This is a genomic window from Micromonospora sediminimaris (assembly GCF_016863575.1).
Lineage (GTDB): Bacteria > Actinomycetota > Actinomycetes > Mycobacteriales > Micromonosporaceae > Micromonospora > Micromonospora sediminimaris.
In genome coordinates this window covers 117,440-144,276 of the sequence record NZ_BOPD01000009.1, presented here as the reverse complement: position 1 = coordinate 144,276, position 26,837 = coordinate 117,440, and the positions used below count along the sequence as shown (strand labels likewise).

At 71.6% G+C, this 26,837-nt stretch carries 31 protein-coding genes, 1 tRNA gene and 1 pseudogene; 24 read left to right on the top strand and 9 right to left on the bottom strand.

From position 1 onward, the window contains the following. The first annotated feature begins 58 nt into the window (after window positions 1-58). Window positions 59-1,255: an acyl-CoA dehydrogenase family protein gene (locus Vse01_RS07770; RefSeq protein ID WP_093408336.1), complete on the top strand. Its 1,197-nt coding sequence runs from the start codon at window positions 59-61 to the stop codon at window positions 1,253-1,255. A gap of 50 nt (window positions 1,256-1,305) precedes the next feature. Here the strand turns inward: Vse01_RS07770 and Vse01_RS07765 are convergent, their stop codons facing one another. From Vse01_RS07765 to Vse01_RS07755, 3 genes and pseudogenes are all read right to left on the bottom strand, one after another. Further along, entirely contained in the window at window positions 1,306-1,839 is a 534-nt protein-coding gene (locus tag Vse01_RS07765; RefSeq protein ID WP_093408333.1) for a DinB family protein, read from the bottom strand. Window positions 1,840-1,881: 42 nt separating this feature from the next. After that, window positions 1,882-2,289, bottom strand: a complete 408-nt coding sequence (locus tag Vse01_RS07760) for a CoA-binding protein (RefSeq protein WP_093408331.1) — start codon at window positions 2,287-2,289, stop codon at window positions 1,882-1,884. An 86-nt stretch (window positions 2,290-2,375) separates the two neighbouring features. Further along, window positions 2,376-2,900 (bottom strand): annotated as a pseudogene (locus tag Vse01_RS07755) (radical SAM family protein); the annotation flags it as partial. Window positions 2,901-3,082: 182 nt separating this feature from the next. On the opposite strand from Vse01_RS07755, the gene Vse01_RS07750 reads away from it, so the two are divergent. Further along, complete coding sequence (locus Vse01_RS07750; RefSeq protein WP_093408328.1) at window positions 3,083-3,481, top strand: thiol-disulfide oxidoreductase DCC family protein; 399 nt, start codon at window positions 3,083-3,085, stop codon at window positions 3,479-3,481. A 58-nt stretch (window positions 3,482-3,539) separates the two neighbouring features. On the opposite strand, the gene Vse01_RS07745 is transcribed toward Vse01_RS07750, so the two are convergent. The 3 genes from Vse01_RS07745 to trxA form a co-directional block, all read right to left on the bottom strand. Continuing rightward, window positions 3,540-4,445: an HTTM domain-containing protein gene (locus Vse01_RS07745; protein WP_232511368.1), complete on the bottom strand. Its 906-nt coding sequence runs from the start codon at window positions 4,443-4,445 to the stop codon at window positions 3,540-3,542. After that, window positions 4,442-4,882: a hypothetical protein gene (locus Vse01_RS07740; protein ID WP_093408326.1), complete on the bottom strand. Its 441-nt coding sequence runs from the start codon at window positions 4,880-4,882 to the stop codon at window positions 4,442-4,444. The genes Vse01_RS07745 and Vse01_RS07740 overlap by 4 nt, the downstream gene beginning before the upstream one ends. A gap of 145 nt (window positions 4,883-5,027) precedes the next feature. Continuing rightward, window positions 5,028-5,390 carry a thioredoxin gene (gene trxA, locus Vse01_RS07735; RefSeq protein WP_093408323.1) on the bottom strand — a complete coding sequence of 121 codons (363 nt, stop codon included), beginning with the start codon at window positions 5,388-5,390 and terminating at the stop codon, window positions 5,028-5,030. Between the two features lie 600 nt (window positions 5,391-5,990). Between trxA and Vse01_RS07730 the strand changes: the two genes are divergently transcribed. From Vse01_RS07730 to Vse01_RS07680, 11 genes are all read left to right on the top strand, one after another. Next, window positions 5,991-6,506 (top strand): MaoC family dehydratase, encoded by a 516-nt coding sequence (locus Vse01_RS07730; RefSeq protein ID WP_093408321.1) that lies wholly within the window; start codon window positions 5,991-5,993, stop codon window positions 6,504-6,506. Window positions 6,507-6,656: 150 nt separating this feature from the next. Continuing rightward, a complete protein-coding gene (locus Vse01_RS07725; RefSeq protein WP_093408318.1) occupies window positions 6,657-7,124 on the top strand; it encodes a hypothetical protein in 468 nt (155 codons plus the stop codon). A gap of 67 nt (window positions 7,125-7,191) precedes the next feature. Continuing rightward, window positions 7,192-7,815, top strand: coding sequence for a TrmH family RNA methyltransferase (locus Vse01_RS07720; RefSeq protein ID WP_093408585.1), 624 nt, complete (start codon window positions 7,192-7,194; stop codon window positions 7,813-7,815). A gap of 172 nt (window positions 7,816-7,987) precedes the next feature. Then, complete coding sequence (locus Vse01_RS07715) at window positions 7,988-8,686, top strand: DUF6758 family protein (protein WP_348774982.1); 699 nt, start codon at window positions 7,988-7,990, stop codon at window positions 8,684-8,686. A 116-nt stretch (window positions 8,687-8,802) separates the two neighbouring features. Beyond that, complete coding sequence (locus tag Vse01_RS07710) at window positions 8,803-8,961, top strand: hypothetical protein (RefSeq protein ID WP_007455302.1); 159 nt, start codon at window positions 8,803-8,805, stop codon at window positions 8,959-8,961. 6 nt (window positions 8,962-8,967) lie between these two features. After that, a complete protein-coding gene (locus tag Vse01_RS07705) occupies window positions 8,968-9,843 on the top strand; it encodes a PH domain-containing protein (RefSeq protein ID WP_093408313.1) in 876 nt (291 codons plus the stop codon). 100 nt (window positions 9,844-9,943) lie between these two features. Next, entirely contained in the window at window positions 9,944-10,684 is a 741-nt protein-coding gene (locus tag Vse01_RS07700) for a SigE family RNA polymerase sigma factor (RefSeq protein WP_232511367.1), read from the top strand. A gap of 56 nt (window positions 10,685-10,740) precedes the next feature. Continuing rightward, a complete protein-coding gene (locus tag Vse01_RS07695) occupies window positions 10,741-11,943 on the top strand; it encodes a hypothetical protein (protein ID WP_139233208.1) in 1,203 nt (400 codons plus the stop codon). A gap of 24 nt (window positions 11,944-11,967) precedes the next feature. Next, a complete protein-coding gene (locus Vse01_RS07690) occupies window positions 11,968-12,828 on the top strand; it encodes a PHP domain-containing protein (RefSeq protein WP_093408308.1) in 861 nt (286 codons plus the stop codon). Window positions 12,829-12,868: 40 nt separating this feature from the next. After that, complete coding sequence (locus Vse01_RS07685) at window positions 12,869-13,483, top strand: MarC family protein (protein WP_093408305.1); 615 nt, start codon at window positions 12,869-12,871, stop codon at window positions 13,481-13,483. A gap of 136 nt (window positions 13,484-13,619) precedes the next feature. After that, complete coding sequence (locus Vse01_RS07680; protein ID WP_373870657.1) at window positions 13,620-14,462, top strand: RecB family exonuclease; 843 nt, start codon at window positions 13,620-13,622, stop codon at window positions 14,460-14,462. A gap of 46 nt (window positions 14,463-14,508) precedes the next feature. On the opposite strand, the gene Vse01_RS07675 is transcribed toward Vse01_RS07680, so the two are convergent. Then, window positions 14,509-15,372, bottom strand: a complete 864-nt coding sequence (locus tag Vse01_RS07675; protein WP_093408300.1) for an oxygenase MpaB family protein — start codon at window positions 15,370-15,372, stop codon at window positions 14,509-14,511. A 127-nt stretch (window positions 15,373-15,499) separates the two neighbouring features. On the opposite strand from Vse01_RS07675, the gene Vse01_RS07670 reads away from it, so the two are divergent. Continuing rightward, a complete protein-coding gene (locus tag Vse01_RS07670) occupies window positions 15,500-15,985 on the top strand; it encodes a DUF2231 domain-containing protein (RefSeq protein ID WP_093408297.1) in 486 nt (161 codons plus the stop codon). 42 nt (window positions 15,986-16,027) lie between these two features. Here the strand turns inward: Vse01_RS07670 and Vse01_RS07665 are convergent, their stop codons facing one another. Continuing rightward, window positions 16,028-16,510, bottom strand: a complete 483-nt coding sequence (locus tag Vse01_RS07665) for a hypothetical protein (RefSeq protein WP_232511378.1) — start codon at window positions 16,508-16,510, stop codon at window positions 16,028-16,030. Between the two features lie 174 nt (window positions 16,511-16,684). On the opposite strand from Vse01_RS07665, the gene Vse01_RS07660 reads away from it, so the two are divergent. Then, window positions 16,685-16,858 (top strand): hypothetical protein, encoded by a 174-nt coding sequence (locus tag Vse01_RS07660; RefSeq protein ID WP_170863548.1) that lies wholly within the window; start codon window positions 16,685-16,687, stop codon window positions 16,856-16,858. 102 nt (window positions 16,859-16,960) lie between these two features. Continuing rightward, window positions 16,961-17,197, top strand: a complete 237-nt coding sequence (locus tag Vse01_RS29280) for a hypothetical protein (RefSeq protein ID WP_232511380.1) — start codon at window positions 16,961-16,963, stop codon at window positions 17,195-17,197. A 216-nt stretch (window positions 17,198-17,413) separates the two neighbouring features. Here the strand turns inward: Vse01_RS29280 and Vse01_RS07650 are convergent, their stop codons facing one another. Next, window positions 17,414-18,070 (bottom strand): 5-formyltetrahydrofolate cyclo-ligase, encoded by a 657-nt coding sequence (locus Vse01_RS07650; protein WP_093408295.1) that lies wholly within the window; start codon window positions 18,068-18,070, stop codon window positions 17,414-17,416. Window positions 18,071-18,161: 91 nt separating this feature from the next. Here Vse01_RS07650 and Vse01_RS07645 point away from each other — a divergent pair, with 91 nt between their 5' ends. The 8 genes from Vse01_RS07645 (at window position 18,162) to Vse01_RS07610 (ending at window position 26,535) form a co-directional block, all read left to right on the top strand. After that, window positions 18,162-20,294, top strand: coding sequence for a GGDEF domain-containing protein (locus tag Vse01_RS07645; protein ID WP_093408292.1), 2,133 nt, complete (start codon window positions 18,162-18,164; stop codon window positions 20,292-20,294). A gap of 240 nt (window positions 20,295-20,534) precedes the next feature. Then, complete coding sequence (locus tag Vse01_RS07640; protein WP_093408290.1) at window positions 20,535-21,488, top strand: UTP--glucose-1-phosphate uridylyltransferase; 954 nt, start codon at window positions 20,535-20,537, stop codon at window positions 21,486-21,488. Further along, window positions 21,485-22,798, top strand: coding sequence for a molybdopterin molybdotransferase MoeA (locus Vse01_RS07635; RefSeq protein WP_093408287.1), 1,314 nt, complete (start codon window positions 21,485-21,487; stop codon window positions 22,796-22,798). The genes Vse01_RS07640 and Vse01_RS07635 overlap by 4 nt, the downstream gene beginning before the upstream one ends. Before the next feature lie 61 nt (window positions 22,799-22,859). Further along, window positions 22,860-23,468: a GNAT family N-acetyltransferase gene (locus Vse01_RS07630; protein WP_170863557.1), complete on the top strand. Its 609-nt coding sequence runs from the start codon at window positions 22,860-22,862 to the stop codon at window positions 23,466-23,468. 184 nt (window positions 23,469-23,652) lie between these two features. Next, window positions 23,653-24,585, top strand: coding sequence for a hypothetical protein (locus Vse01_RS07625; protein ID WP_093408283.1), 933 nt, complete (start codon window positions 23,653-23,655; stop codon window positions 24,583-24,585). A gap of 263 nt (window positions 24,586-24,848) precedes the next feature. Beyond that, window positions 24,849-24,925, top strand: a tRNA-Ala gene (locus tag Vse01_RS07620). A 108-nt stretch (window positions 24,926-25,033) separates the two neighbouring features. Continuing rightward, entirely contained in the window at window positions 25,034-25,741 is a 708-nt protein-coding gene (locus tag Vse01_RS07615; protein ID WP_093408280.1) for a class I SAM-dependent methyltransferase, read from the top strand. A 50-nt stretch (window positions 25,742-25,791) separates the two neighbouring features. Then, window positions 25,792-26,535, top strand: a complete 744-nt coding sequence (locus Vse01_RS07610) for an SDR family NAD(P)-dependent oxidoreductase (protein WP_093408278.1) — start codon at window positions 25,792-25,794, stop codon at window positions 26,533-26,535. The last annotated feature ends 302 nt before the right edge of the window (window positions 26,536-26,837 follow it).

Below are 26,837 nucleotides of genomic sequence, written 5' to 3'. Positions count from 1 at the left end.
ATACTGATCGAGCGTTTAGTTACCAGTGAGTAGGCGTGCTGACCTTCCGGAGGCTGAGATGGCTCGACTCGCGCAGACGCCCGGCCTGACCGACGAGCAGCAGTCGATCCTGGAGACCGTCCGGGAGTTCGCGGACAAGGAGATCATTCCGCACGCGCAACGCCTGGAGCACGCCGACGAGTACCCGACCGACATCCTCGACGGCATGAAGGAGATGGGCCTGTTCGGGCTCACCATCGCCGAGGAGTACGGCGGTCTCGGTGAGTCCCTGCTGACCTACGCCCTGGTGGTGGAGGAACTCTCCCGGGGCTGGATGTCGATCTCCGGCATCGTCAACACGCACTTCATCGTGGCGTACCTGATCTCCCAGCACGGCTCCGTCGAACAGCGGGCGCTGCTGCTGCCGAGGATGGCCACCGGCGAGGTGCGCGGTGCCTTTTCCATGTCGGAACCGGAGTGCGGCTCCGACGTCTCGGCGATCAAGTCGAAGGCGGTCCGCGACGGCGACCGCTTCGTCATCGACGGCCAGAAGATGTGGCTGACCAACGGCGCGTACTCGTCGGTGGTGGCCACCCTGGTCCGGACCGAGACCGGCGCCGATTCGGTCTACGGCAACATGAGCACCTTCCTGTTGGAGAAGGAGCCCGGCTTCGGCGAGACAGCCCCGGGCCTGACCATCCCCGGCAAGATCGAGAAGATGGGTTACAAGGGCGTCGAGACCACCGAGATGGTGCTCGACGGGGTCACCGTCCCCGACAGCGCCGTCCTCGGCGGTGCCGACCAGGTGGGCCGGGGTTTCTACCAGATGATGGACGGCATCGAGGTAGGCCGGGTCAACGTCGCCGCCCGGGCCTGCGGCATCTCCATCCGGGCCTTCGAACTGGCCGTCGGGTACGCCCAGCAGCGCCGGACCTTCGGTGAGCCGCTCGCGAAGCACCAGGCCATCGCCTTCAAGCTGGCCGAGATGGGTACGAAGATCGAGGCCGCGCACGCCCTGATGGTCAACGCGGCCCGGCTCAAGGACGCCGGCCAGCGCAACGACGTCGAGGCCGGGATGGCGAAGCTGCTCGCCTCGGAGTACTGCGCCGAGGTCGTCCAGGAGGCGTTCCGCATCCACGGCGGCTACGGCTACTCCAAGGAGTACGAGATCGAGCGGCTGATGCGGGAAGCCCCGTTCCTGCTCATCGGCGAGGGGACCTCCGAGATCCAAAAGACGATCATCTCCCGCGGCCTGCTCCGCGAGTACAAGCTCTGAGCGGTACGGAAAGGACCCCTCGTGGGGTCAGGGTTCCCGCCTGACGTGGGTCACGCCGAGGAGGCCTGCGCCGCGCGCATCAGCCGGAGCTGACCGATCTCGGCCACGTTCTTCATCAGCTCGGCGTTGACCCAGCCCACCAGGTGTCGGACGGTGTGCCCGCTCTCCGCCGGCCACGGAAACGTGGCAGCGGCCTCAAGATCACCGTCGGTGAGGTCGTCGAGCACCGCCAGCCACCGGGTACGCAGGTCCCGCAGCCACGACACGGTCTCCGCGCCCGGTCCGGGCCAGTCGACGTCCTCCCGTGCCGGCACCGGGCGTCCGCTCAGGTGATCGGCAGCCGAGGTCCACCACCAGCCGAGGTGCCAGCTCAGCCAGCCGATCGTCGGCACCGGCACCGGATCGGGTTCAGCGTCCGCCCAGTCCGGTTTCCACAGGCCCTCGGAATCGCGGCGCATGGTCCACAGATGCTCGGCCGGCTGCCACCCGAAATCCGCCGGCTCCAACCGTTCGAGGTGGTACTCGAACAGCGACCAGGTGAGGTCGAACTGCCACCGGAGGAGGCTCTGGCACGACGTGGGCATCCGCACAGGATGCCGCTGATCGCCGCCCGGGGCGACTGGTATTCAGCTCCGGCGGGTCAGCCCGGCGGCGGCCCGCTCCACGATCAGGCAGCGGTCCTCCACGTAGTCGATCCCGGCTTCCTCGGCGATCCGCCGGGCCTGCGGCGAGACGATGCCGAGCTGCAACCACACCGCCGGGGCGCCGATCGCCACCGCCTGCCGCACCACCTCCACGGCGTCGTCGGCCGGCCGGAACACGTCGACCAGATCGACCGGGTGCGGGATGTCGGCCAGGGACCGGTACACCGGCTCGCCGAAGAGTTCGTCGGCGCTCGGGTTGACCGGAATGATGCGCCAGCCGTGCCGCTGCATCTCCAGCGGTACGCGGTGAGCAGCCTTGAACGGATCGCGGGACGCACCGACTACGGCGATCACGGCGGCGTCGGCGAGGATCTGCTTGGCGGAACGCATCCGACGACTGTAGCCGCGTCGCTGTCCAGGCTGCCCCCGATCGACCTTTCGACAACGCTCAGCCTCCCCGCCCCGCCGCGCCCCGTTCAGAGTAGGCTCAGCTGCTCCGGTGCCGGTGCCGGTGCCGGTGCCGGTGCTGGCTGCGGCGCGGCACGGTGCTCGCCGGCCTCGGCCCGGATCAGCCCATGACGGCGGGCGGCGATGCGGACCCGGGCGGTCAGCTCCCGCTGGTAGGACTGCGGCGCGTACGCGCCCGCCCGGAACAGCTCCCGGTAGCGCGGAACCAGCTGGGGGTGCTCCCGCCCGAGCCACCGCGCGTACCACTCGCGGGCGCCGGGACGCAGGTGCAGCGCAAGCGGCGTCACGCTGGCTGCGCCCGCGGCGGCGATCGCCGCCACGGTGGCCTCGATGGACTCGTCCGAGTCGGAGAGACCGGGCAGGATCGGCGCCATCAGTACGCCCACCTCGAAGCCGGCGTCGGCGAACCGGCGTACCGCGTCGAGCCGGCGGCGTGGGCTCGGCGTGCCGGGCTCGACCGAGCGCCACAGTCGCTCGTCGACGAACCCGACCGAGAAGGAGACGCCCACCCGAGCGACCTCGGCTGCCTGTCGCGGGCAGCGCCAGCGGCAGGGGTGGCGTCGCTGGCGCTGCCCGTCCGGGAACACCCTCGACCGGGGGAGCGGTCAGGTTGTCCCAGCGCATGGCCAGTATTCGAACACATGTCCTAGTAGCGTGCAAGTGACTCACCGGACACCCGCGTGTGTGTCGGCCAGCGTGGGGGGAGGATGAGGGCATGTCGACCTTCGTCTACGACGGGGACTGCGCCTTCTGCACAAGCTGCGCGGAGTTCATCGAGCGCCGGATCCCGACCGGTGCCCGGGTGGTGCCGTGGCAGTTCGCCGACCTCGACCAGCTCGGCCTGACCGAGGCGGAGTGCGAGGAGGCGGTGCAGTGGGTCGGTGCCGACGGCAGCCGGGCCGCGGGCCCGGACGCCATCGCCGCGCTGCTCGCCAGCAGCGGCCGTGGGTGGCGGATCGCCGGAGCCGGGCTACGGATTCCGCCGGTACGCGCCGCCGCCTGGCCCGCGTACCGCTGGGTGGCCCGCAACCGGCACCGGATGCCGGGCGGTACGGCCGCCTGCTCGCTGCCCCAGGAGACCCGGGACCGCCTCTACGGTCCATCCGCCGGCTGACACCTCGCACGAATGCCTGCCCGCTCCGGGTCGTACGGCGCACGGGATCGTGGGCCGGTCAGGGCGTTGCCGGATCCGGTACCGGCGGGGTGTCGGCCGACAGCGGATCCGAGCCGAGCCGTCGCCGGTCGGGCGTGGACCTGCGGGCCAGGAGCCGTCGCACTGCGACGAGCGGGCGAACTTTCTCCAGCGGCAGGAAGCTGGTCATGGCGACCAGGTGTGGTGCGAACGAGATGGTGATGGTCGCGATGGTCACCAGGTGGAACGAGTAGAAGAAGCCGACCGTGGCGAGCCGCCAGCGCTCGGGCAGCACGAAGACCAGGGGGCTGAGCAGTTCGAAGGCGAGGATGCCGAACTGGGCGACGAGCAGCAGGTGGGGCACCTGCGCGATCAGGTCCGCCAGGTCGGTGCCGCGTCGGATGATCGCTTTGGCGAGCACCGAGCCGGTCGCCCAGTCCAGGCCGCCGAAGCGGAACTTCGCCCAGGCGGCCAGGAAGTAGGTGCAGACCACCGAGATCTGGGTGACCCGCAGCGCCCAGCCGCCGGCCTCCGTCCTGGTCGGGTCGCCGTGCCGGGCCCGGCCCGCAGTGGGTAGCACGGCCAGCGCGACGAGCAGGGCGAACCGGTCGTGGTCCACCTTGCCGTAGCTCATCGCGATGATCATCCACTCCAGGTAGAGCGCGAAGACCGTCCAGCCGAGCAGTCGGGGGGCCCGTCCGGTCGCGGCGAGCAGGGCCAGCAGCAGCAGGGCCCAGAAGATCACGCTCACCAGCGTCGCGGTGGGGGTGGGCAGCGGCAGTACCCGCCCGACGAAGAGCGGTTGGTAGAGGTTGCCGGGCACGTCGACGCGGTCGCGTACCCAGGGGGTGAAGACGACCAGGTCGGCGGCGACGAAGAGGTAGACAAGCGTGCGGAACGCGGCAACCCGACCGCGCGGCACCGCTTCGGTGAGCCAGCGACTCATCGGGTGACCTGCCAGCTGACGACGGTCTCGTCGACCCATCGACCGGTGGGCCGACGGTCGGTGATGTCGTGCCACCGGATGACGATCCGGACCTCGGTCAGTTCCGGTGCGTCGGGATGGCGCCGGTCGTACGCCTCGGCGACCTCGCGCAACCGGCTGGGGTCGGCGACGTACCGGCTCTGCTGGCCTTCGATCTCGGCTCGGCGGATGCCTGTCGCTCTCTCGCCCAGGTCGACGAGGTTGCCGCTCAGGTCGACCCCCTCCACCCGGGTGTCCGGGGCGTCCGCGTCGGCCGGATCGGAGGTGGAGTACATCCGGAAGGGGCCGAACGGGAAGTGGTCATCCACCCCCCAGATCGTGCCGGCGAGCAGGACGGCGAGGCCGAGTGCCGTCACCGCCACCCGCGCCGTACGGCCGCGGCTCGTCAACGCATCCATCGTCCGCTGAACTTACGGCACCGGCGCGCGTTCAAGCGGCCCTATCGACGGGCCGTGTCCCAGCTGTGACGAGGCCCGGAGTCACGTGGGCGCTCGGACGCCGATGGCCGGGCCCGCTACGGGCCCGGCCATCGTGTCTGTGAGATCAGTGCTTGTGCTCGGCGAGCTTCTTGCGCACGTCGTCCATGTCGAGCGCCTGAACCTGCTCGATGAGGTTCTCCAGGGCCGACTCCGGCAGCGCGCCCGGCTGGGCGAAGACGATCACGCCGTCGCGGATCGCCATGATGGTCGGGATGGACCGGATGTCGAACTTGGCGGCGAGTTCCTGCTGCGCCTCGGTGTCGACCTTGCCGAAGGTGATGTCCGCATGCTTGTCGGACGATCGCTCGTAGACCGGAGCGAACCGCTTGCAGGGGCCGCACCAGTCGGCCCAGAAGTCAACCAGCACGATGCCGTTGCCCTCGGTCACCTGGTCGAAATTAGCCGTGGTCAGCTCGACGGTTGCCATGTGAGTCTCTCCGATCACGCGGAACAGCTACGTCTGGTGGAACTCGGGCGTACCCCATCGCATTCCCGCCGTGGTGCCACCGTAACCCTGGTCGCAGTCCGGGTGGGGCCTTTGTCCACATCGATGGGTGTCGGTCTTCGGAAGGTGTCCGCAGATCGCACATGCATGTCGCATTTGCGTGACCGCCCGTAATGGGAGCGTTTCCAATGAGATCAACGCTCTGACCGGGTACGAAGCGGTAACTTCGGCGCTGACGAGCGGGGATTCGACCTGCGGAGATCGCCTTTTGACCGATGATCAGTCACTCAGAGTAATGTAACAAAAAGATAAATGTGACCTCGGTCTCTGTGCGGCCGGACGGACGTACGGCAGAATCTTGAAGCATCAGAGCGTGGGCGGCGGGTGCCGGGGAGGGCCCCGCCGCTCATTGCGTCCGGCCCCGGTTGACGCGCGCCAGTCCCGCCCGCACGTGCTGATCAGACAGCTTTCCCGGTGCCAGCTGGTGTGACATTCCGATGCCTGTCCCGCCCCGCGGCCCGCCTTAACCCTCGATAAGGCATGCTGTGCCGAACTCCGCCGCCTCCGTCGAAGGAGACCAGGATGCAGTTCGGCCGCTACTACGAGGAGTTCGAGGTCGGCGCGGTCTACCGGCACTGGCCGGGCAAGACGGTCACCGAGTACGACGACCACCTGTTCTGCCTGCTCACCATGAACCACCATCCGCTGCACATGGACGCGCACTACGCCGAGACGGCAAGTCAGTTCAAGCGCAACGTCGTGGTCGGCAACTACATCTACTCCCTCCTGCTCGGCATGTCGGTGCCCGACGTCAGCGGCAAGGCCATCGCCAACCTGGAGATCGAATCGCTGCGGCACGTCGCACCCACCTTTCACGGCGACACGATCTACGGCGAGACCACGGTGCTGGACAAGCGGGAGTCCGCCTCCAAGCCGGATCGTGGCGTGGTGGCGGTGGAGACTCGCGGCTACAACCAGGACGGCACGCTGGTCTGCGTCTTCCGGCGCAAGGTGATGGTCCCCAAACGGGAGTACGCGGCGGCAGCCGTTCCCGACGGTGTCGACCCCGAGCGGCCGAGCTTCCCCGAGCCCCGCTGATCCGTACGCGGGTGGTTTCGGCAGAGGGCCGGGCTCGCAGCGCCCGGTCACTCGCGGCCGGTGGGGGCACGGCGGCGCGGCGCAGCGGGTTCCCGGCGTAGGCGTTCGGCCCCCGGTCCGGGCGCATATGCTGGCGCCGGAGGTCCCGCCATGAGCGAGCGAATCACCACCGCCACCGCCTACTCCGCCACCGAGTGGGATCTGCTCACCAGTCTGCCCGGGCGGGTGATCGTGGCCGCTGCCCAGCCCGGCCCGGGGCGTCCGCACCGGAGCGTGGCGGCTGGCCTGGCCGGACTGGACGCGGTGGCGGCCGGGCGGGCCTTCGACAGTGATCTGGTCCGGGCGGTGGTGGCCGCGATCTACGCTCGGCACGACGGCCCATCCCCGCCGGCGGCCCAGCTCGCCGAGCTGGTGGACGTGCTCGCCGCCTGCCGGGCCGTCGTGCGGGTACTGGACCGTCATGCCGATCCCGCCGATTCGGCGGCCTACCGGCAATGGGTGCAGTCAGTGGCCGCCCGCGTCTGTCGTACCGCCTCCCGGGCATTGCCCGGCGGCCCGCTGGCTCCCGCCGACCGCCGTTTCCTCGACCGGCTCGGCGGCGCTCTCGCCCTGCGCTGACCGATGTGTCGCTCGCTGGCCGGGCGGCGGGGTGGTGTCCGCGCTGCTGGGCGTAACCTGCGTGACCGTGACCGGTGAGCAGCTCGACGTCGGCGTGGGTCCCTGGCCAGGTGACCTGCCGGAGGATCCCCGCTACGACCCGGAGCTGCTCGCCGCGGGGGATCGGCGCAACGTGGTCGACCAGTACCGCTACTGGCGGCGCGAGGCGATCGTCGCGGACCTGGATCGGCGGCGGCACGACTTCCACGTGGCGATCGAGAACTGGCAGCACGACCTGAACATCGGGACGGTGGTCCGCAACGCCAACGCGTTTCTCGCGGCCGAGGTGCACATCGTGGGCCGGCGGCGCTGGAACCGCCGCGGCGCCATGGTCACCGACCGCTACCAGCATGTACGCCACCACGAGACGATCGATCAGTTGATCGTCTGGGCGACGGAGCGCGGCCTGCCGCTGGTCGGCATCGACAACCTGCCCGGCTGTCGGCCACTGGAAACCGCCACGCTGCCGCGGCGGTGCGTCCTCCTGTTCGGTCAGGAGGGTCCGGGGCTCTCCGCGGCCGCGCACTCCGCGTGCGACGAGATCTTCTCCATCGCCCAGTACGGCTCGACCCGCTCGATCAACGCCGGGGTGGCGAGCGGAATCGCCATGCACACCTGGATCCGCACCCACGCCACCCCACCTCCCACCTAGCAGCCCACCCGCCCCACCTCAACTGCGGTCGATCATGAGGTTGTTGTCGCGACACGCCGAGGGGAGGAAAACAACCTCATGATCGAGCGCCGATGCGTGAGGCGGGGGCCGGTGGGGTGGGGGCAATGCGGGCGCTCGGCTTGACGGGTGGCGGCCAGCGGGTGACGGTGGAGTGGTGACGGTTGCGGTGAGTTGTCCCAGATGCGGCGGGTCGGTCCGGGCGCCGGATCTCATGCATCCGGAATCCCGCTGCCCCGACTGCGGACCGGTGGCTCCCCTGCACGTGCCCGAGCACATTGGTGCCGAGATCGTGGCCAGCGTGGTGGAACACATCCAGGCCGCCGCCCAGCCGCAGCAGCCTTCGGTTCCGCTGTGGTGTCCGTGGCCGCTGCCTCCGGGTTGGACCACCACGGGCGTGGCGTGGGCCGGCGACGACCGGCTCGGGGTGCGCGCCACGGCGGTCGCCTGCGCCGGGCCCGCCCCGTTGGGCGGTGGGCCGGCGGACCTGGTCTTCGTGGCCGAGGAGCCCGGTGTGGGACTGGGCACGCGATACGCCGGGGTGCCTGGCCCGGATGCCGGACCGGAACTGGCCGAGGCGCTTACCGACCCGGGCCCGGGGCACCCCGGCCATGTCGGACGCGCCGGGATCAGGGTGGCCGGCCACCCGACTCCACTGTGGTTGGTGAACTCACTGCCGGATCGAAGCGCGTACGCCGGCGAGGCTCGGGGAATGTGGCTCTATGCGATAGCCTGGCCGGCGAGTGCGGGGCATCTGCTCGCGGAGGACGTGCTGCTGCACGACCTGGTCGAGTGGACGCCGCCCGAGCTCGTGTACGGCGCCCCATCTCCGTACCTGCACGGGAAGGCTTGACAAGTCTCCCGGAATGTCGGAGAACGGACGTAGATATTCACGGTAAGACACCACGCTGATACTCTGGGTGCCGCTGCGGTAATGGGACCCGGCGCCGCGCGAGAGGATGGCCCGCCATGGTCAAGAAGGTCCTCACCTGGGCCGGAATCGCATTCTTGATCTTCTTCGTCGCCTACCGGCCAAATTCCGCCGCGGACGTGTTCAAGTCGCTGGGTGGCGGCATCATGGACATCGCCCAAGGCTTCGGCGACTTCTTCACCTCACTGGTCGCTTAGCCTCCGATGGGAAGCCCCTCCGGCCCACCCTTCGATCCCGACGACCCCGACCGGGCCCGCCGGGAACGCGACACAGAGCCGATCCCCCGAATCGATCCGGACGAGGGGCCGGGCTACGGCTCCGGCCCTCGCCTCTCCGACGGTCCGTCCTTCTCCGACGACGCCGGCTATGGCGACGGTCCGGGGTACGCCGGCGAGGGGCGGTCGGGTCGGGCCTGGGTGCGCGATCCGGAGGCCGGTTATCTGCCTCCGGAGATCTCCGAGGAGGAGCTGGCCGGACTGCGCGCCGACGCCAGCGGTGCCACCCCCCGCCGGGTGTTGCCCCTTGAGGACGAGCCCAGCTCGCTTGTCGCGCGATACCTGTTCCCGACCGAGCGGTACCGGGGCGAGTGGAAGCGGCACTGGGTCCACCTCGTCACCCCGATCATCGTCGGCATCGCCGCCACCTTCGTGCTCGGCTACCTCTCCGGCTTCCTCGCCGGTCAGGACGTCGGCGCGCTCACCACGATCGCGGTGCTGCTCTGGTTCGCGGTGATGGGCTGGGTGGCGTGGCGGGTCGCCGACTGGTGGTACGACCGCTTCATCCTGACCAACAAACGGGTCATGGTGGTCAACGGGATCATCACCCGGCGAGTGGCGATGATGCCGCTGGTCCGGGTGACCGACATGAAGTACGAGCAGACGCCAGCGGGTCGGGCACTCAACTACGGCACCTTCGTGCTGGAGTCCGCCGGTCAGGAGCAGGCGCTACGCGAGGTCAAGAACCTGCCCAACCCCAACGAGCTCTATCTGCGCGTCGTCGAGGAGATGTACGAGCCGCAGGCAGTCGAGGCCCGGTTGGGCAAGGAGCAGGACGAGGCGAAGGCCGACGACGGCGCCTGAAACTTCCTGACCGAACATCGGAGATATTGCGCACCTTCCGTCCTCGACCCGCTGGTCACGCTGTGGCAGGCTGCGGCAGGATCAGGCACGGAGGTGGCGTGTGGCCAGCAGCAACCCGCTGGAAGAGGAGTTTCGCGACTTCGTCGCGGCCCGTTCCGGCGCCCTGCTGCGTACCGCGTACCTGCTCACCGGGGACTGGGGCACGGCGGAGGATCTTCTCCAGACCGCACTGACCAAGACGTACCTGGCGTGGAAGCGGCTGGGCGGGATCGAGGCAATCGAGCCCTACGCCCGACGTGTCATGGTCAACACCTCGACGAGTTGGTGGCGGCGTCGCTGGCACGGTGAGCGTCCGACCGAGGTGCTGCCCGAACAGGCCGCCACCGACGAGATCGAACGCCAACTGGACCGGGACGTGCTCTGGCGGCACCTGCGGGCGCTGCCCGCCCGACAGCGTGCGGTGCTGGTGCTGCGTTTCTACGAGGACATGTCGGAGGCGCAAACCGCCGCCATGCTGGAGATCTCGCCGGGCACCGTGAAGAGTCAGACCTCCCGGGCACTGGCCACCCTGCGTCGACGGATCGGCGCTGAGGAAACCTTCGGCTTCCGCGCGGGCAGGCCGGAGCGAGCCGAGCAGCCGACCGGCAGTTCGGAGTCGACGGCGCGGCCGACCGGTAGGTCGGAGACAACCGCGCAGCCGACCGGCAGGTCGGTGCAGGCTGCGCAGCCGACCGGGACGGTGGGGCGGGTCGAGCAGCCGGGCAACCGGACCGGCGCCGGAAATCCGCAACCGGAGGGTGCCGGCCGGCCCGGAACGGCGCTTGTCGGAGAGCGACGGTGAAGCGCAAACCACCAGCTCATGACAACCAGAGCCGGTTCCCGGATCGTTCATTGGACGTGCCGCCCAATGACCTGGAAGGTGCCCTCCGGGAGATGATGTCCCGGCGGGCAGCCGTAACGCGTGCGGTCGCCGCCGATCCAGCCGGTGCGGCGATCCGACAGGCCAACCGGATTCAGCGCCGCCGGACCATGGCCGGCGTGGGCCTGGCCGTGCTGGCGATCGTTGCGGTCAGCGCGGGTAGCCTGCAGCTGCGCGACAACCGGCCGCCGACGGGCGGCACGGTGGTGATCGGAGACCCGGATCAACGGCCGCTCGTCGATCGCACCATCCCGCCGCCCGGGCCGGACACCGCGCCCCCGCTCGCCGAGGTCGACCTGCTGATTGACGGATCGATCGCCACCGCGCAGGGCCGGCGGGTGGCGCTGCTCGGCACCGGCGAGGTGGAACGGGCACATCGACTCACCGACGGCCGTGGCTGGTTGGCCGTCGGGGCACCGACCTTGGCCGGGCGGTTCCTGTGGGCGGTGGCTGCGGACGGCACCGCGCAGGTGCTGCTGGCCGGTGCCGACGAGATCGTCCTGGACGCAGACGGCCGGCAGGTCGCCTGGAAACAGGGCACGGTGCTGGCGGCCGCCGGGATCGTCAACGGTGAACTCGCCACCACCGTACGGGCCGAGGTGCCGGCCGAGGCGGTGCCGCTGCGGTTCGTCAACGGCGCCGTGCTGGTCAGGCTGGCGCCCGACCGCCCCGGCCACGTGCTGTGGCCACTACGGCCCGGCCCACTGGTCCAGGGCGCTGACCGGGCCAGTACCCACATCTTCGGTGCGCTGCCCGACGGCCGCCTGGTCGGCGAGATCACCCCGGGCACCGGGCCAACCGCCTGCCTGATCCTGCTCGACCCGGCCCGGGATCTCGGGACCGGCCAGCCGGACTGTGGGCCGGAGTCGGCCGGCGACGGCCGGGGTGCGGTGTCGCCGGACGGGCGCTGGCTGCTGGTCAACGGTCGGTCGGCAGGTGAGGACTCGGCGCTGCTGGTGGACCTGACCAGGCTCGACACGTCCACCGGGGTACGGCCCGCCGGGCCGCCGATGACCGGCACCGTGGTCTGGAGTACGCCCGACACGGCCTACTACGCCGACGCCGCCGGCGGCCTGGTGCGGGTGGCCGTCGACCGGGTCACCGAAGGCCGTCCCGCCGTGCCGACCGCCCTGCCCGGCCTCCCCGCCGGTGAGCTACCGGTGGTGGTGAGCGGTGGCTGACCGGGCATCCGGTGACGGCGGGCGATGACCTCGCGGATCGACCTGCACACTCACTCCACGGCCAGCGACGGCACGCTCGACCCGGCCGAGTTGATGCGTGCCGCCGCCGCGGCGGGACTGGACGTGGTGGCGATCACGGACCATGACACCACCGACGGCTGGGAGCCGGCGCTGCGTGCCCTGCCACCCGGGCTGCGGCTGGTCCGTGGCGCGGAGCTTTCCTGCCGATGGGACGGCGAGCAGCCCCCGGTGCCGCTGCACCTGCTGGCGTACCTCTTCGATCCGGAGCACCCGGAACTGGTCGCCGAGCTGACCCGGGTGCGGGCAGCGCGGCTGGCCCGGGGAGAGCGGATGGTGGACCTGCTGCGTGCTGACGGCATCGATGTGGACTGGCCGGAGATCCTGGCCCTGGCCGGCGGCGGGACGGTGGGCCGGCCGCACATCGCCCAGGCGCTCATCCGGGCCGGTCTGGTCGCCACCACCACTGAGGCGTTCGGGCCGGAGTGGCTGGGGGAACGGTACCGGCTGCCCAAGGAGGACATCGACGTGTTTCGGGCCGTACGGCTGATCCGGGCGGCCGGCGGCGTGGCGGTGTTCGCCCACCCCCGGGCCAGTCGGCGCGGCCGGATCGTGCCGGACGAGCTGATCGCCGAACTGGCGGCGGCGGGGCTGGTCGGCCTGGAAGCCGACCACGAGGACCATTCACCCGCCGAGCGGGCCCACGTACGCGGTCTCGCCGCCGAACTGGGCCTGCTGGTGACCGGTTCGTCGGACTTCCACGGCAGTCACAAGACGGTCCGGCTCGGCGCCTTCACCACCGGCGTCAACGCGTACGAACGGATCGTTGCCGCCGCCTCCGGGGTGACTGAGGTCGCTTCGGGCTGACCTGGGTTTCGACGCCGACCGGCACGGCTACGGTGACCGGGTGGATCTCAAGCTCTTCGGCGAGGTCTTCGTGACCCTGCTGGTGATCGTCGACCCGCCCGGCATGATGCCGATCTTCCTGGCGTTGACCGGCCCGCTGTCCGCGCGGGAGCGCAACCGGGCCGCCTGGCAGGCGGTCGCGCTGGCGCTGGGCGTGATCGTGATCTTCGCGGTGGCGGGTCAGACCCTGCTCGCCTACCTGCACGTCGACCTGCCGGCGTTGCAGGCGGCCGGTGGGCTGCTGCTGATCCTGGTCGCGCTGGAACTGCTGACCGGCAAGACCGACGACCCGACCAAACAGGCCACCGCCAATATCGCCCTGGTGCCGCTGGGTACGCCGCTGCTGGCCGGGCCCGGCGCGATCGTGGCGACGATGCTCTTCGTGCAGCGGGCCGACGGGGCGGGCGACTTCGCCGCGATCGCCGCCGCCATCGTCGCGGTTATGCTCACGGTCTGGATCGTGCTGCGATTCTCCGGCGGCATCGTGAAGGTGCTGCGTCCGGGCGGGATCGAGGTGCTCACCCGGATCGCCGGCCTGCTGCTGGCGGCGATCGCCGTACAGCTCATCGCGGACGCGATCGCGGCGTTCGTGGCCCAGTACAACGGCGGCGGCTGACCGGCCCGCCCGGTCTGTCGGGGGTGGATGGCAGGATCAGGTCGTGCGACGAGCCTCTCCAGCCGGACGACCCGCCGCCGGTGGCCGCGCGCCCCGGCCCCGTGACGCGCAGCCCGAGCAACTCGGCTTCGAGGGCATGCCGGAGCGACTGTTCGTCTGCACGCCGAGCCGCCTCGGTGCGTACGCCGACTGTCCACGGCGATACCGCTACTCCTACGTTGATCGTCCGGCACCGCCGAAGGGGCCGCCCTGGGCGCACAACTCGCTCGGCGCCAGCGTGCACACCGCCCTGAAGAACTGGTATGCGCTGCCCGCTGACCGACGCCGTCCGGAGGCGCTGCCGACCCTGCTCAAGGGCACCTGGGTACGCGAGGGCTACCGCGACGACGAGCAGGAGCGTGCGGCCTACCGGCGGGCGCTCGGCTGGCTGGAGGCGTACGTTGGTGGGCTCGATCCGGCCGACGAGCCGATCGGGGTGGAACGGGTGGTGGCGGTGAAGACCGGGGTGCTCGCCTTCAACGGCCGCGCCGACCGGATTGACTCGCGGCCCGGTCCGCACGGGCCCGAGCTGGTCATCGTCGACTACAAGACCGGCCGCGCCGGGCTGGACGGCGACGACGCGCGCGGCTCGCAGGCGCTCGCGCTGTACGCGTACGCGGCCGAGCGGGTGTTCCGTCGACCCTGCCGTCGGGTCGAGTTGCACCACCTGCCGAGCGGCACGGTCGCCGCACACGAGCACAGTGCCGAGTCGCTGGCGCGGCAGGTGACCCGCGCTGAGGAGACCGCACGCGACATCATGGCCGCCGAACGGTCCGTCGCCGACGGCGCTGATCCGGACGACGCCTTTCCGACCGCCCCTGGCCCGCGCTGCGCCTGGTGCGACTATCGGCGTACGTGCCCGACGGGTGCCGCCCTACCCGGCAAGGAGCCGTGGGCCGCCGTGGAACGCTTCGCCGGGCCGGCAACCGAGGAAGACTGACCCGTAGCGGCGGTGGACGATCGGATGGAGGCAACGTGGCGGTGGGTCAGGTGGTGCTGGAGGCGGCGATGAGTCGCGCCGCGCGTTCCTTTGCCGCGCGCTGCATGGGCCCCTCCCGCCAGTCGCGGGGCAGGGCGGTGAGAGCGAGCCGCAGCGCGCGTACGGTCACGTCGGCCGACAGTGCGGTGGTCGGTAGGCCCAGTCCGCCGTACAGCCGCCGGGCCCACGGCGGCAGCAGGGCGAGCGCCGTGCCGGCGATGCCCAGGTACGCCCACCGGGGCGGGCCGAGATTCAATCCGATCCGGGCCGGCAGGCTGAGCTTCCACGGCAGGGGTGGAGCGGTCAGGAACAGGGCGGTCTCGGCGGCCTCGCGGGTCATCCGCAGCTCGGGTCGGATCCGCCGGTAGTAGTCGGCCACTTCGGCGGCGGTGCCGGGCACGGTCTCGGGTGCCAGCCCGACGAGCGCGGCGGCCCGTCGCTGCTCGGTGTAGTAGCGGTCCACCTCGTCGGCGTCCAGCGGTACGCCGGCCCGCCGCGCGGTGTCGAGGAACGACTCCACCTCGGTGACGTGCACCCAGCGGAGCAGGTCCGGCTCGTCGATCCGGAACCGCTCGCCGGTGGCCGGATCGACCGCGGTCATCCGGGCGTGCAGTCGACGTAGCCGCTGTCCGGCCCGCTCCGCCTCGTCGGTGGTGCCGTAGACGATGGTGCCCACGTAGTCGGCGGTGCGGATCAGGCGTCCCCAGGCGTCCTGGCGGTAGTTGCTGTTCTGCGCCACGCCGGCCATCGCCCGTGGATGCAACGCCTGAAGGTAGAGGGAACGCAGACCGGCGACGAACAGGATGGGCTCCTGGTGCAGCTTCCAGGTGACCGAACCGGGACCGAACAGGCCGACGTCGACGGTATCCACCAGTCAAGGGTGCCACGCCGACCGACCTGAACCCGTCGGGTCGGGCCTGCGTGTGGAGCAACAGGGCGTTGGGCGGATCAAGCATGGGCCCGTACGCTGACACCCACGATCACCTTCGGAGGTGCCGATGTTCGAGAAGGCGCTGGGCCTGCCCCTACACGTACTGGTGGTGCACGCGGTCGTCGTGTTCGTGCCGCTGCTGGTGCTGCTCGCCCTCGCGTACATCGTGCTGCCCCGGTTCCGCGCCCGGCTGGACTGGGCGGTGGCGGCCCTGGCGGTGGTCGCCCCGATCACCGCGTGGGTCGCCACGAGGTCCGGTGACGCGCTACAGGCCCGGCAGATCGAGCGGGGGTTCTCCGGCGAGATCCTCGACAAGATCAACGAGCACGCGGCGCACGGCGAAGTGCTGTTCCGCGTGACGTTGGGGCTCGGCCTGGCGGTCATCCTGCTGCTGGTCGCCACCAGCAACCACCCCCGGGTGCCGAAGCTGCCCGGCTGGGTGACTGCGGTGCTGTCGGTCGTGGTGCTGGGCCTGGGCGTCGCCGCGCTCGTCTACGTCTGGCTCACCGGTCACTCCGGTTCCGAGATGGTCTGGGGCAACACCTACGAGTAGGCCGTCCACGGCCCGTTACGAGCACGTGGCCCCGGTGACTGGTCAGAACAGCAGCCGAGTGCAGAGCAGACAGGTCAGCACCACCAGGACGGCTCCGGCGACCGCGCCGACGGCCCAGGTGACCCGCTGCGCCCGCTGCTCCTGCGCGTCCAGGCTGACCATGTCCTGGGCCGGTAGTTGGCGGGGCGGTGCCGCTTGCAGGTGTACCGGGGGCCGCCAACCGGGCGGCGGCGCGGTGGTGGGTGGCGGCCCGGCGTAGCCGCCCGCTCCGCCCGAGGCAACCTGCCCAGGGCGCGGGCCTGGGGTGTCGGTGCGGCTCGGTCCGCCACTCGGGCTTGGGGCGCCCGGGGCGGGGGTCCCCGGGGCCGAGGCGTGAGGTGGGTTGGTGGTGCCGGTCAGGTCACCGCCGCCATCGGAGTCAGTGCCGCTGGTCGGGCTCAGGGTGGTCCTGAGGTCGGAGTCCGGCCCGTCGCCGGAGTCGGGTCGGCGCCACGGATCGTCCGGATCCGGACCGGGTCGGGGCATCGTCACGCCGTCCGACGCTACCAACCACCTCATCGCCACACCGTCAGGCCGCGCCCGTAGCGGTTGGCTCGGACAACTTCGGCGATGGTGCTGCCTCGCGCGAGCGAGACCCAGCACCATCGCCGAAGTTGCTCGGGATTCTTCAGCGCCGCAGCTGCGTTAGTCTTGCCGCTCGTGAGCACTCGCGAATCCGATAGGCGGGGCGATGACGATCGTGCGGTCGAGTTGACCGACGACTTCGTGGTGCTACCGGAGCAGACGGCGGACGACACCGACCACGGGTGGGGCGAGCGGGCCGGCGGCAACGACGACTGGCTGCTCGCCGAGCGCCCGCCACACTGGGACTGAGCCCGGGCCAGCCGCTCGCACCGGGAAGGCTGATGCCGCAGGCCGGCTCGGTGCAGGGCGGCGAAGAGGCCGTGAGCGCCCGTCCCGGCCGGCCTGGCACCGGTGACCGGTCAGGAGGAACTGGCCGTGGCGGTCGGCTTGCTCGCGCCGCCGGAGGATCCTCCCGACGAACCCCCGGACGACCCGCTGCCGGCACCGGACGAGCCGCCGTTGGACGTGGTGGAACCGGACGAGCTGGAACCGTTCGACGAATTCGAGCCGGAGGACGCCGACTCCGACTTGCCGCTGGACCCGTTCGACGTGGTCTCCGAGGCCGAGGAGCGGGAGTCGGTGCGGTAGAAACCCGAGCCCTTGAAGACGATGCCGACCGAGTTGAACAGCTTGCGCAGTCGTCCCTCGCACGCCGGGCAGTCGGTCAGCGGCTCGTCAGAGAAGGACTGCACCGCCTCGAGCTGGTGACCGCACGCGGTGCAGGCGTACTGGTACGTGGGCACGTTCTCCTCCGGATCTGGCACGGCCGATTGGCACTCGACGTATTCGAGTGCCAATGGTGCGTCATCGCCCCCCGATTCGTCCAGCGGAAGTGTGGGGCACGACACCCGAGAGGGTCAGCAGGCCGTGGGTCGGCGTGACCACCGCCCGTACCGGCTGGTCGTGCGGCTCGGCCGGCAACTCGGCAAGCAGCTCGCCGTCGTACAGCGGCGTCACCGTGAGGGCGGTCGCCGGCACCCGCGCCAGGGCGCGGTCGTACGACCCGCCGCCGCGACCCAGGCGGACCCCCCGTCGGTCCACCGCCAGCGCCGGCACCACCACCAGGTCGGCGGTGGCGACGGCCGCGACGCCCAGCCGGCGCCCGACCGGCTCGCGGATGCCCCGCCCGGCGGCGACCATCGCCTGCGGCCCGTCCCAGGCGGCCCAGTCCAGGTCGAGATCGTCGCGGAGCACCGGCAGCAGCAGATCCGCCCCGGCGGGCAACGCGTCGGCGAGCAGCGTCGGCAGGTCCGGCCCACCCGGTTCCGCACCGACCGGGGCGTACGCGGCCACCCGGCCCGGCCGCAGCCGGCGTACCAGGAAAGTCAGCTCGGCCTGGACGCGCGCCGCAGCGGCCGCGCGCTCGTCTTCGGTGCGGGCGCGACGTTGCGCGAGCAGCCCGACTCGCGCGACGCGCTTCGCGTCATGCGCCACTTCCGCTCCTTCAGCAAATTCCGGCACGCAACACTCCTCACGCAACGCTCGTCCCGCCGTCGCTCTGTGTCAGCATCGCAGGTATCGGTCGCGCAACTTCCGGGGGGAAGGGGAAGCGTTGACGCTACGCGGGCGGTTGACCGCAGCCTTCCTGGCGGTGGCGCTCGGCCCGGTCCTGCTCGGTGCCGTCTTCGTCGCCTCCACCGTGGCGGCGGTCGACCGCAGCCGTGCCACCGAGCGGCTGGCGGTGGCCGCAACGGCCGTCCGTACCTCGATCGACGCCCTCTGCCAGCAGCTACGCGCCGCCGCCGACGCGGTCGCCGTCACCGCCGACCACGCCGGAACCGCTGCTCAGGTGGTGAGTCGTGGCCTGGCCGCCGCGGTGCTCGTCACCGACGTGACCGGCCGGGTCAGCTACGCCACCCCCGACCCGCCCCCGGCCCCCTGGCGGGACTGCACGGCGCGCGCCGCGCCCGGCGGTCCGGTGAGTGCCCTCGTGGTGCGGGTGCAGCTGCGTGACGCCGCCGGCTCGGCACTGGGTACGGTCGCCGCCGCCCTCCCGATCGATCCCGCCTTCGTCGCGCGGCTCGCCGCGGCGACCGGGGTGGCGGTGACCCTGCTCGACGGGCTCGCCCCCATCCAGGTGGCCCACACCACCGAGTCCGGCACCGGTCGGGACGCGGTGCTCGCCGCTGCGGCCTCCCTGCGCGACGAGCATGTCACCGGCACCACCGACGGTCGGTACGTGCGCCGTGCTGGCCCGACCGTGGGGCAGCCACTGCCCCTGGTGCTCTCGGTGCCCAGTGACCAGCCGCCCGGCCTGCACGCGGTGCTGGTCACCGTGGTGCTGATGGCTGCCCTGCTGGGGGTGGCCGTGGCCTGGCGGCTGGCCCGGGTCACCACCCGGCCGCTTGTGGAACTGGCCGGTGCGGCGGACCGGGTCGCCACCGGCGATCTCACCGCCCGGGTGCCGGTACGCAGCGGCGACGAGATCGGTCGGCTGGCCGTCGCCTTCAATCGGATGACCCGCGAGACGGGTGGCTACCTGGCGGCGTTGGCCAGCAGCCGGGACCAGCTGCGCGGCCACCTTGCCGTACTCGGCGACACCCTGGCCAGCACCCATGACCTGCCCCGGATCCTGCGGGTGATCCTGCACAGCGCGCTCGCCGCGACCGGGGCCCGGGCCGGTGCCGTCCTGCTCACCGAGCAGGGTGAGCAACTCGTCGCCCGGTGCAGCGCCGGACTCGACGACAGTGAGCCCGGTGCCGCGCCGATGCGGGTGCCGCTGGGCAGCGGGGTGGTCGGCGCGGTCGCCGCGACCGGTCAGCCCCGGCGAGGTCGGCTGGAATCGACAGGCGTCGCACCGGACGAGCCGCGCTGCCGGACGTACATCGCGGTGCCGTTCGCCGCCCCCGACGCGACCGGCGACGCACCGGGTGTGGCCCCGGTGGCCGACGCGCCGGATCGACCGGCGGAGGTGGTGCTGGGTGTGCTGGCCCTCTACGACCGCCTGGGCGGGGAGGAGTTCGACGACGACGACCTGACCACCCTGCGCACCTTCGCCCGGCACGCCGCGGTCGCCGTGGACAACGTACGCGTACACGAGGAGGCGCAACGACTGTCGCTCACCGATCCGTTGACCGGGCTGTGGAACTACCGGTACCTGCGGGAGTCGCTGCGCCGGGAAGTGGAACGGGCCAGCCGGTTCGGCCGCATGGTCAGCGTGCTCGCCCTCGACCTGGACCGGTTCAAGAGGGTCAACGACACGTACGGGCACGCGGCCGGGGACACCGTGCTTGCCGAGTTCGCCCGGCGGGTACGCGGTGAGATCCGCGAGGTGGACCTGGCCTTCCGCCGAGGCGGCGAGGAGTTCGTGGTGCTGCTGCCGGAGACCGACGCCCGGGGCGCGACAATCGTCGCCGAACGGCTCGGCGCGGCCGTTCGCGACACCCCGGTGACGGCGGTGGGGCACGCCGGTGTCCGCGAATCGATCCCGGTGACCGTCTCCATCGGCATCGGCGTCTTCCCCGATCACGCCGACACCGGCCCGCAGGTGTTGGCGGCGGCGGACGAGGCGCTGTACGCCGCGAAGACCGCCAGCCGGGACACCTGGCGACTGGCACCGGCCCGGGAGCCGTCGCCGACCCGTGAGGTACCGGTGCCGGCGGCGGCCCGCAGCCCCGTCGACGGACTGCCCCGGGCGGGGCCCGACATGCCGGTCGCCGCCAGCGATCCGTCGACCGGGTCCTGAACTGCCGGCGACGATCGTCGGGCTGGGCCCGGACCTGTCGGCGTCGGTTACTCGGGCCGGGCCCGCACCTGTCGGCGACGATCCGTCGGCTGGGCCTGAGATCGGTCGGGGCGGGGCCGGTCACCGGCGCTCCGCCGGCCGGACCGGGGGATCATCGGCACCGGCAGAACCGGTCCGGCGGGCGGCGCGTCTTCTGGTCCTCACCCGCCGAGGCAGGGCCATGGCCGATAGTCTCGCGACATGTCGGAGCACTCAGCGAACCCCTCAGCGGCCACCGCCACCGGCCGTCCCCGTGCCGTCAAGGCCGTAATCCCGGCCGCCGGCCTGGCCACCCGGTTCCTGCCGGCCACCAAGGCCGTGCCCAAGGAACTGCTGCCGGTGGTCGACCGTCCGGTGTTGCAGTACATCGTCGAAGAAGCCGCCCAGGCCGGCATCGGTGACGTGCTGCTGATCACCGGCCGAGGCAAGACGTCGATGGTGGACCATTTCGACCGTCGCCCCGACCTGGAGGAACGGCTCGCGGAAAAGCCCGACCTGCTCGCCGCCGTCAAGCGCACCGAGGAACTGGCGTCCATCTACACCTGCCGCCAGCCGGAGCAGTTGGGTCTCGGGCACGCCGTCGGGTACGCCGAGTCGCACGTCGGCGACGAGCCCTTCGCGGTGCTGCTCGGCGACGAGTTCGTAAACCTCAGCGAGCCGCTGCTGCCGGCGATGCTGGAACTCCAGGCGCGTACGGGCGGGGTGGTGCTCGCCTTCTTCGAGGTCGACCCGGCGGAGACGAAGCGGTACGGGATCGCCTCCGTCGAGCCGGCCGAGGCCGAGCTGACCGACATCGGTGAGGTCGTGAAGGTGACCGGCATGGTGGAGAAGCCGAAGCCGGAGGACGCGCCGAGCAACCTCGCCGTGCTCGGCCGGTACGTGCTGCCCGGCAAGATCTTCGACGCCATCCGGCGGACGCAGCCCGGCAGCGGCGGTGAGATCCAACTGACCGATGCGATGGAGATCCTGCGTACCGAGGGCACACCGGTGCACGCGATCGTCTACCGCGGCATCCGTTACGACACCGGCATGCCGCTGGGCTACCTGCAGACCGTGGTCCAGATCGCCGCCGCCCGCGAGGACCTGGGTAGCGAGTTCCGCAAGTGGCTGGCCGAGTTCGTCAACTCCGACGCGTCGGGCGGTCCGAATACATGACCGCGACGGCCGACGCCGAGGCGGCCGAAAACGGGTTGACGCCGCTCGCCGACTACCTGGGCAGCGTGCTGCGCAGGTTGCGCGCGCTGCCTCCGCTCGACCTCGACCTCACCCAGGCGTACGGCAACGTCCTCGCCGAGGACGTCGTCGCCCCGCACTCGTTCCCGGCCTTCGACCAGGCGGCCGTCGACGGGTACGCCGCGCGCTGGGAGGACATCTCGGGCGGGGGCCGGGGCGTGGGGTACGTCCCGGCCCAGTCGAGTCGGCCGGGCGGTCGCACCGTACGGCTCAATGTCGTAGGTGATCTCGGCGCGGCGAGCTGGCGGCCGGTCCGACTCACCCCGGGTTCGTGTTTCTCGGTGGCGGCCGGGGCGCCGTTGCCGATCGGCGCCGACGTGGTCGTCCCGGTGGAGTGGACCGACCAGGGCATGGCGGCGGTGGAGATCTTCCGGGTTCCGAAGCGGGGGTACGGGGTCCGTCGGACGGGCGAGGAGGTGGCCGCCGGCGCGCTGCTCGCCCGCTCCGGGACCTACGTCTCGCCGGCCCTGGTGGCGGTGCTCGCCGCGACCGGCATCGGCCATGTGGTGGTGCGTCCGAGCCCGCGGGTGGTGATCGTGGCCACCGGCGACGAGCTTGTCGACGTGGGTCGGGCCAGCCAGCCCGGCCAGGTCGTGGACGCCAACTCACACGCCCTGACCGCCGCGGCGGCGGAGGTGGGGGCGCTGGCCTACCGGGTGGGCATCTGTGACGACGACCCGGAGGGGCTGCGTGGGCTGCTGGAGGACCAGACCCTGCGGGCCGACCTGATCATCACGACCGGCGGCACCGGCACCGGGCCGGGCGACATGGTCCGTCGGATCCTGTCGCGCCGGGAGGGCAGCCGCGCCGGTCCGGTCACCTTCACCGACGTGGCGCTCTATCCCGGTACCGCCCTCGGGTTCGGCACTGTCGGTGCCGAGGAGGTGCCGGTGGTGTGTCTGCCCGGCGACCCGGGGGCCGCGATGATCGGCTTCGAGGTGCTGGCCCGGCCCGCGATCAACCTGCTGGCCGGCGCCGAGCCGGTCTTCCGTCCCAGCGTACGGGCGCACCTGCTGGAGACCGTCTCCTCGCCGGCCGGGCTACGCGAGTTCCGGCCCGCGCACGTCGCTGAGCGGCGTGGTGGGGGTTACACTGTTCAGCCGCTCAATGGCGGCCCGTTCACGCTCTCCGGCCTGGCAGAGGCGAACGGACTTCTCGTTCTCGGCGAGCGGGTGACCGCCGCCGCCGCCGGCTCCACCGTCGACGTGTTGCTGCTGGACCGCCGCCGGTGACCCGCCGGTGACGCTCGGGAGTGGAGGTTCGGTGTTCCGACGGGCGCCTGGCTGGCCGGCCGTGCTCTCCGACGGCCCGGTGCTGCTGCGGCCGTACCGGCGGTCGGACGCGGCGGCCTGGTCGCAGGTGCGCCGGGCCAACCGGGAGTGGCTGGCCCCCTGGGAGTCGTCGGTACCCGGTGACTGGGACGACCTGAACTCCCCGGCGACGTTCCGCTGGGTCTATCGCGACCTGCGACGCTCGGGGCGTACCGGCGAGGGGATGCCGTTCGCGGTCTGCCTGCAGGAGGACGGCGTGGAGCGGCTGGTCGGTCACATCAACGTGGGCAACATCGTGCGTCGGGCTTTCTGCTCCGGGTACGTCGGCTACTGGGTGGACCGGCGGGTCGCCGGCCGAGGGGTCATCCCCACCGCGCTGGCGCTAGCCGTCGACCACGCGTTTGGCTCCGGCGGTCTGCACCGGATCGAGGTCAACATCCGCCCGGAGAACCGCCCGTCCCGTCGGGTGGTGGAGAAGCTGGGCTTCCGCGAGGAGGCGTACCATGCGCGCTACATGCACATCGACGGTGCCTGGCGCGATCACATCGGCTACGCGATGACCAGCGAGGAGATCGCCGCCGAGGGCGGCCTGCTGGCCCGGTGGCACCGGCTGCGCGCCCGCACCCCGTGAGCCGTCCCACGTGCGGGATCGGCGCGGCGCGGCGGTTCCGGCGACGGTGACCCGTAACCTCAGGTAACTGCAAGCTGCGGCAGGCGCTGCCCGCCCCGCACGATTCACGTCGCCGATGCCGATCGGTGAAAGATCCTGCGGCCGGTCGGCGCTTGCTCCGAATCTGGTGACGGGAGGGGTGAGGGTGCCGACCTCGGTGCTCCTCGCCGTCCTCGCCGCCGCCGGGCTGCTCGCCCTCGCGCCGGCGTTGGTCCGCCGGTACGACGCCGCCGAGCGGCTGGTGGCGGAGCGGGCGCAGTCGACGGCGCGGGTGCTCCAGCGCCGCCGACGCCGTCGCACTGTCCCCGGCCGGCGACCGGTCAACCCGTCCCGCGCCCTGGTGATCACGCTCAGCGAGGATCCCGACTCGGGAGAGCTGGCCACCCCGGTCTCCGGCCCGCCCGCCCTGCGGCGCGCGGTTCCCACGCCGCCTCGTGCGGGTGCGGCGCCCGGCCGGGTACCGCGCTCACGTCCCGCTGATGACGCAGGTGATGGCCGCACCGGTGAGGCAGCGCGGGGTGGGGCGGCCGGGCGCGCGCTGCCCCGACGTTCCGGTCGGCCGAGCCGGTTGCGCGCCGTACCGGCGGGTGGGGGCCGGTCCCGCCGCCGCCCCGACCGGCGGCACCACCACACCCCGGCCATCTACCGTCGCCGCCGGGTGCTGGCCGCGCTGGTGTTGCTCAACGCCGTCGAGTTGGTCGGCGTGCTGGTCGTGGGCCCCGGCTTCTGGATCAGCTTCGCGGTCACCGCCACCCTGCTGATCGTGTACGTCGTCCACCTGCGCGCCCGCGCGGTGGCCGACCGCCGCCGACGCCGGGCCCTGGCCCGCGAGGCCGCCTGGCTGGCCGCCCGCCAGGCCGAGGTACGCCGGGAGCAGGCGCGCCGGTCGGCTGCCCGCCGGGAGGCGCAGCGCCGCCTGGCGGCCCAGCGGGAGTCCGTCCGGCGCAGCGCGATGGGCCTGGACCGCCCAGCCGACCTCCCGCAGGCAGCCAACGGCGGCGGCTCGGTGTCCTACCGTCGTGCCGGTGGCCTGCGGGGCCGCCCCTACGAGGCCGGCCCCGGCTCCCACAGCGCCTGACCCCGCCCCACGCGCGAACCCCTCGATCGGGCGAGGCGACAAGTTCGGGGAAGACGCTGCCTCAACCGGGCCGAAGGCCGCACTATCGGGGAAACTGCTGATGGCATGGACGGATCGCCGACGGCGATAGCGTGGACAGCAGTGGCGGATCTTGCGAGGCTGGGTGGGCGGGGTGGTTCGCGGCGGAAGCGCTCGACCTGTTAGCCTTGTCGCCGGCCCGCCCGGTGACAGCCGGGTGGGACCGACGCCGGTTGGCCGGCGGAGGGGCTGTGGCGCAGACCGGTAGCGCACCTCGTTCGCATCGAGGGGGTCAGGGGTTCAAATCCCCTCAGCTCCACCACCGAAGCAGTAGACAAAGGGCGGGTCCTCGGAAATCGAGCACCTGCCCTTCGTCTTTGTCCGGCAGCTGATCACGGCTGGGGAGCCCAAGCTGGTTCAGACTGGCGGGATGCAGGATGACGACCGGGCAGCACGGGTTCGCAGGGTGCGCCGCCAGCTCGCGCAGTACGGTCCGCCGTGGACGCGAGATCATGAGCGGGACTTCGAGACGGTCACCCTGCCGGAACGGGACTGTGACCTGCTCCGTGACCTGTTGATCTCTGATCGGGTCGAGGCTCTCGTCGAGGTCGGGCTCGCGTACGCCAGCTCCGCTCTCGCGATCGGGGAGGCGCTGGTCACGATTGACCCGCCGCATCCCCGGCACGTCGTTGTCGATCCCTTTCAGGAGCCGGCGTACGCGAATGTCGGCTGGGATCTGCTGTGTGCCGCCGGTCTGGACTCCACCGTGCAATTGATGCGCGAATGGTCCTCGATCGCGCTTCCGGAACTCGTCACCGACGGTCTGGTCGTCGATGCGGCGTTCGTGGACGGCAGCCACCGTTTTCACGAGGTCTTCGTGGATCTCTACTTCCTGCGCAAGATCGTCCGGCCGGGCGGTCTGATCGTGCTGGATGACGACTGGACGCCGTCGGTGCGCACCGCCGTGCGGTACTACGAGAAGAACCTGGGCTGGACCGCGATTCCCGACGCTTTCGCCGACGGAACGCTGCGCCACATCGGCGACGACCCGACGGCGGAACTGGTGCCCCGTTGCCGGGCCATCCGGCTGCCCGAGGCGCTGGTGGAGCCGCCCTTCGAGCGGTTTCACCCGTTCTGAGCACGGCCCCACCTCGCCGCTGTCCTGAGTGAACTGTCAGGATTGCCGGCATGACGGTCCAATGTGGCAACAGGGTCGCGCTGGTCACGGGTGGCAGCCGGGGTATCGGTGCCGCCGTCGCGCGGCGGCTCGCCGCTGACGGCATCGATGTCGCATTCACCTACCGCACCGCGGGGGACAGCGCGCAATCCGTGCTGGCCGACATCGAGGCGTACGGGCGTACGGGCCTGCCGGTCCGTGCGGACAGCGCGGATCCGGCAGCGGTCGTCGGTGCCGTGGAGCAGACCGTCGCCGAGTTGGGGCGGCTGGACATCCTGGTGAACAACGCCGGGGTGTTCGCGGGCGGGCCGATCGAGTCGGTCAGCTTCGACGACCTCGATCGGGCTGTCGCGGTCAACGTGCGCGGGGTCTACCTGGCCACCCAGGCGGCGGTACGCCACCTGGGCGACGGGGGCCGGATCGTCAACATCGGCAGCAGCTTCGCCAGCCGCGTCCCGGCGCCCGGGGTCAGCGCGTACGCGATGACCAAGAGTGCGGTCAACGGGCTGACCCGGGCGCTGGCCCGGGAACTCGGACCGCGCGGGATCACGGTCAACCTGATCCTGCCCGGCTCGACCGACACCGACATGAACCCGGCGGACAGTGCCGGCGCGTACGCCCAGCGGTCGCACATCGCTCTCGGTCGGTACGCGGCGCCGGCCGACGTGGCGGCCACGGTCAGTCACCTGGTCGGCGACGGCGGACGGCACATCACCGGCGCTTCGATCGCCATCGACGGCGGCGCGACCGCCTGAGCGGCCTGCCGTCACGGGCTGGGTGGCGCCCCGCCACGGCGTAGGCGGCACCGCTCGGCCGTCCTGCCCCGCGCATCCCCAAACCCCTGGACGCGGTCGGACGGGCGACGGAGTTTGCCGCCGTCAATGCGTTACGGCCAGGATGCAGAAACATGTCATTGCCTTGACGTTGATAAATGTTAACGCTATCAATGGGGTAGCGGGCACGGCGGGCACGGTCGGACGGGGACCGTGCCCGTCCCGGATGACCGGCCCGCGGTCGGCGGGAGGGCGATGGCGATGGCGCGTCGGAGGCTCACGTA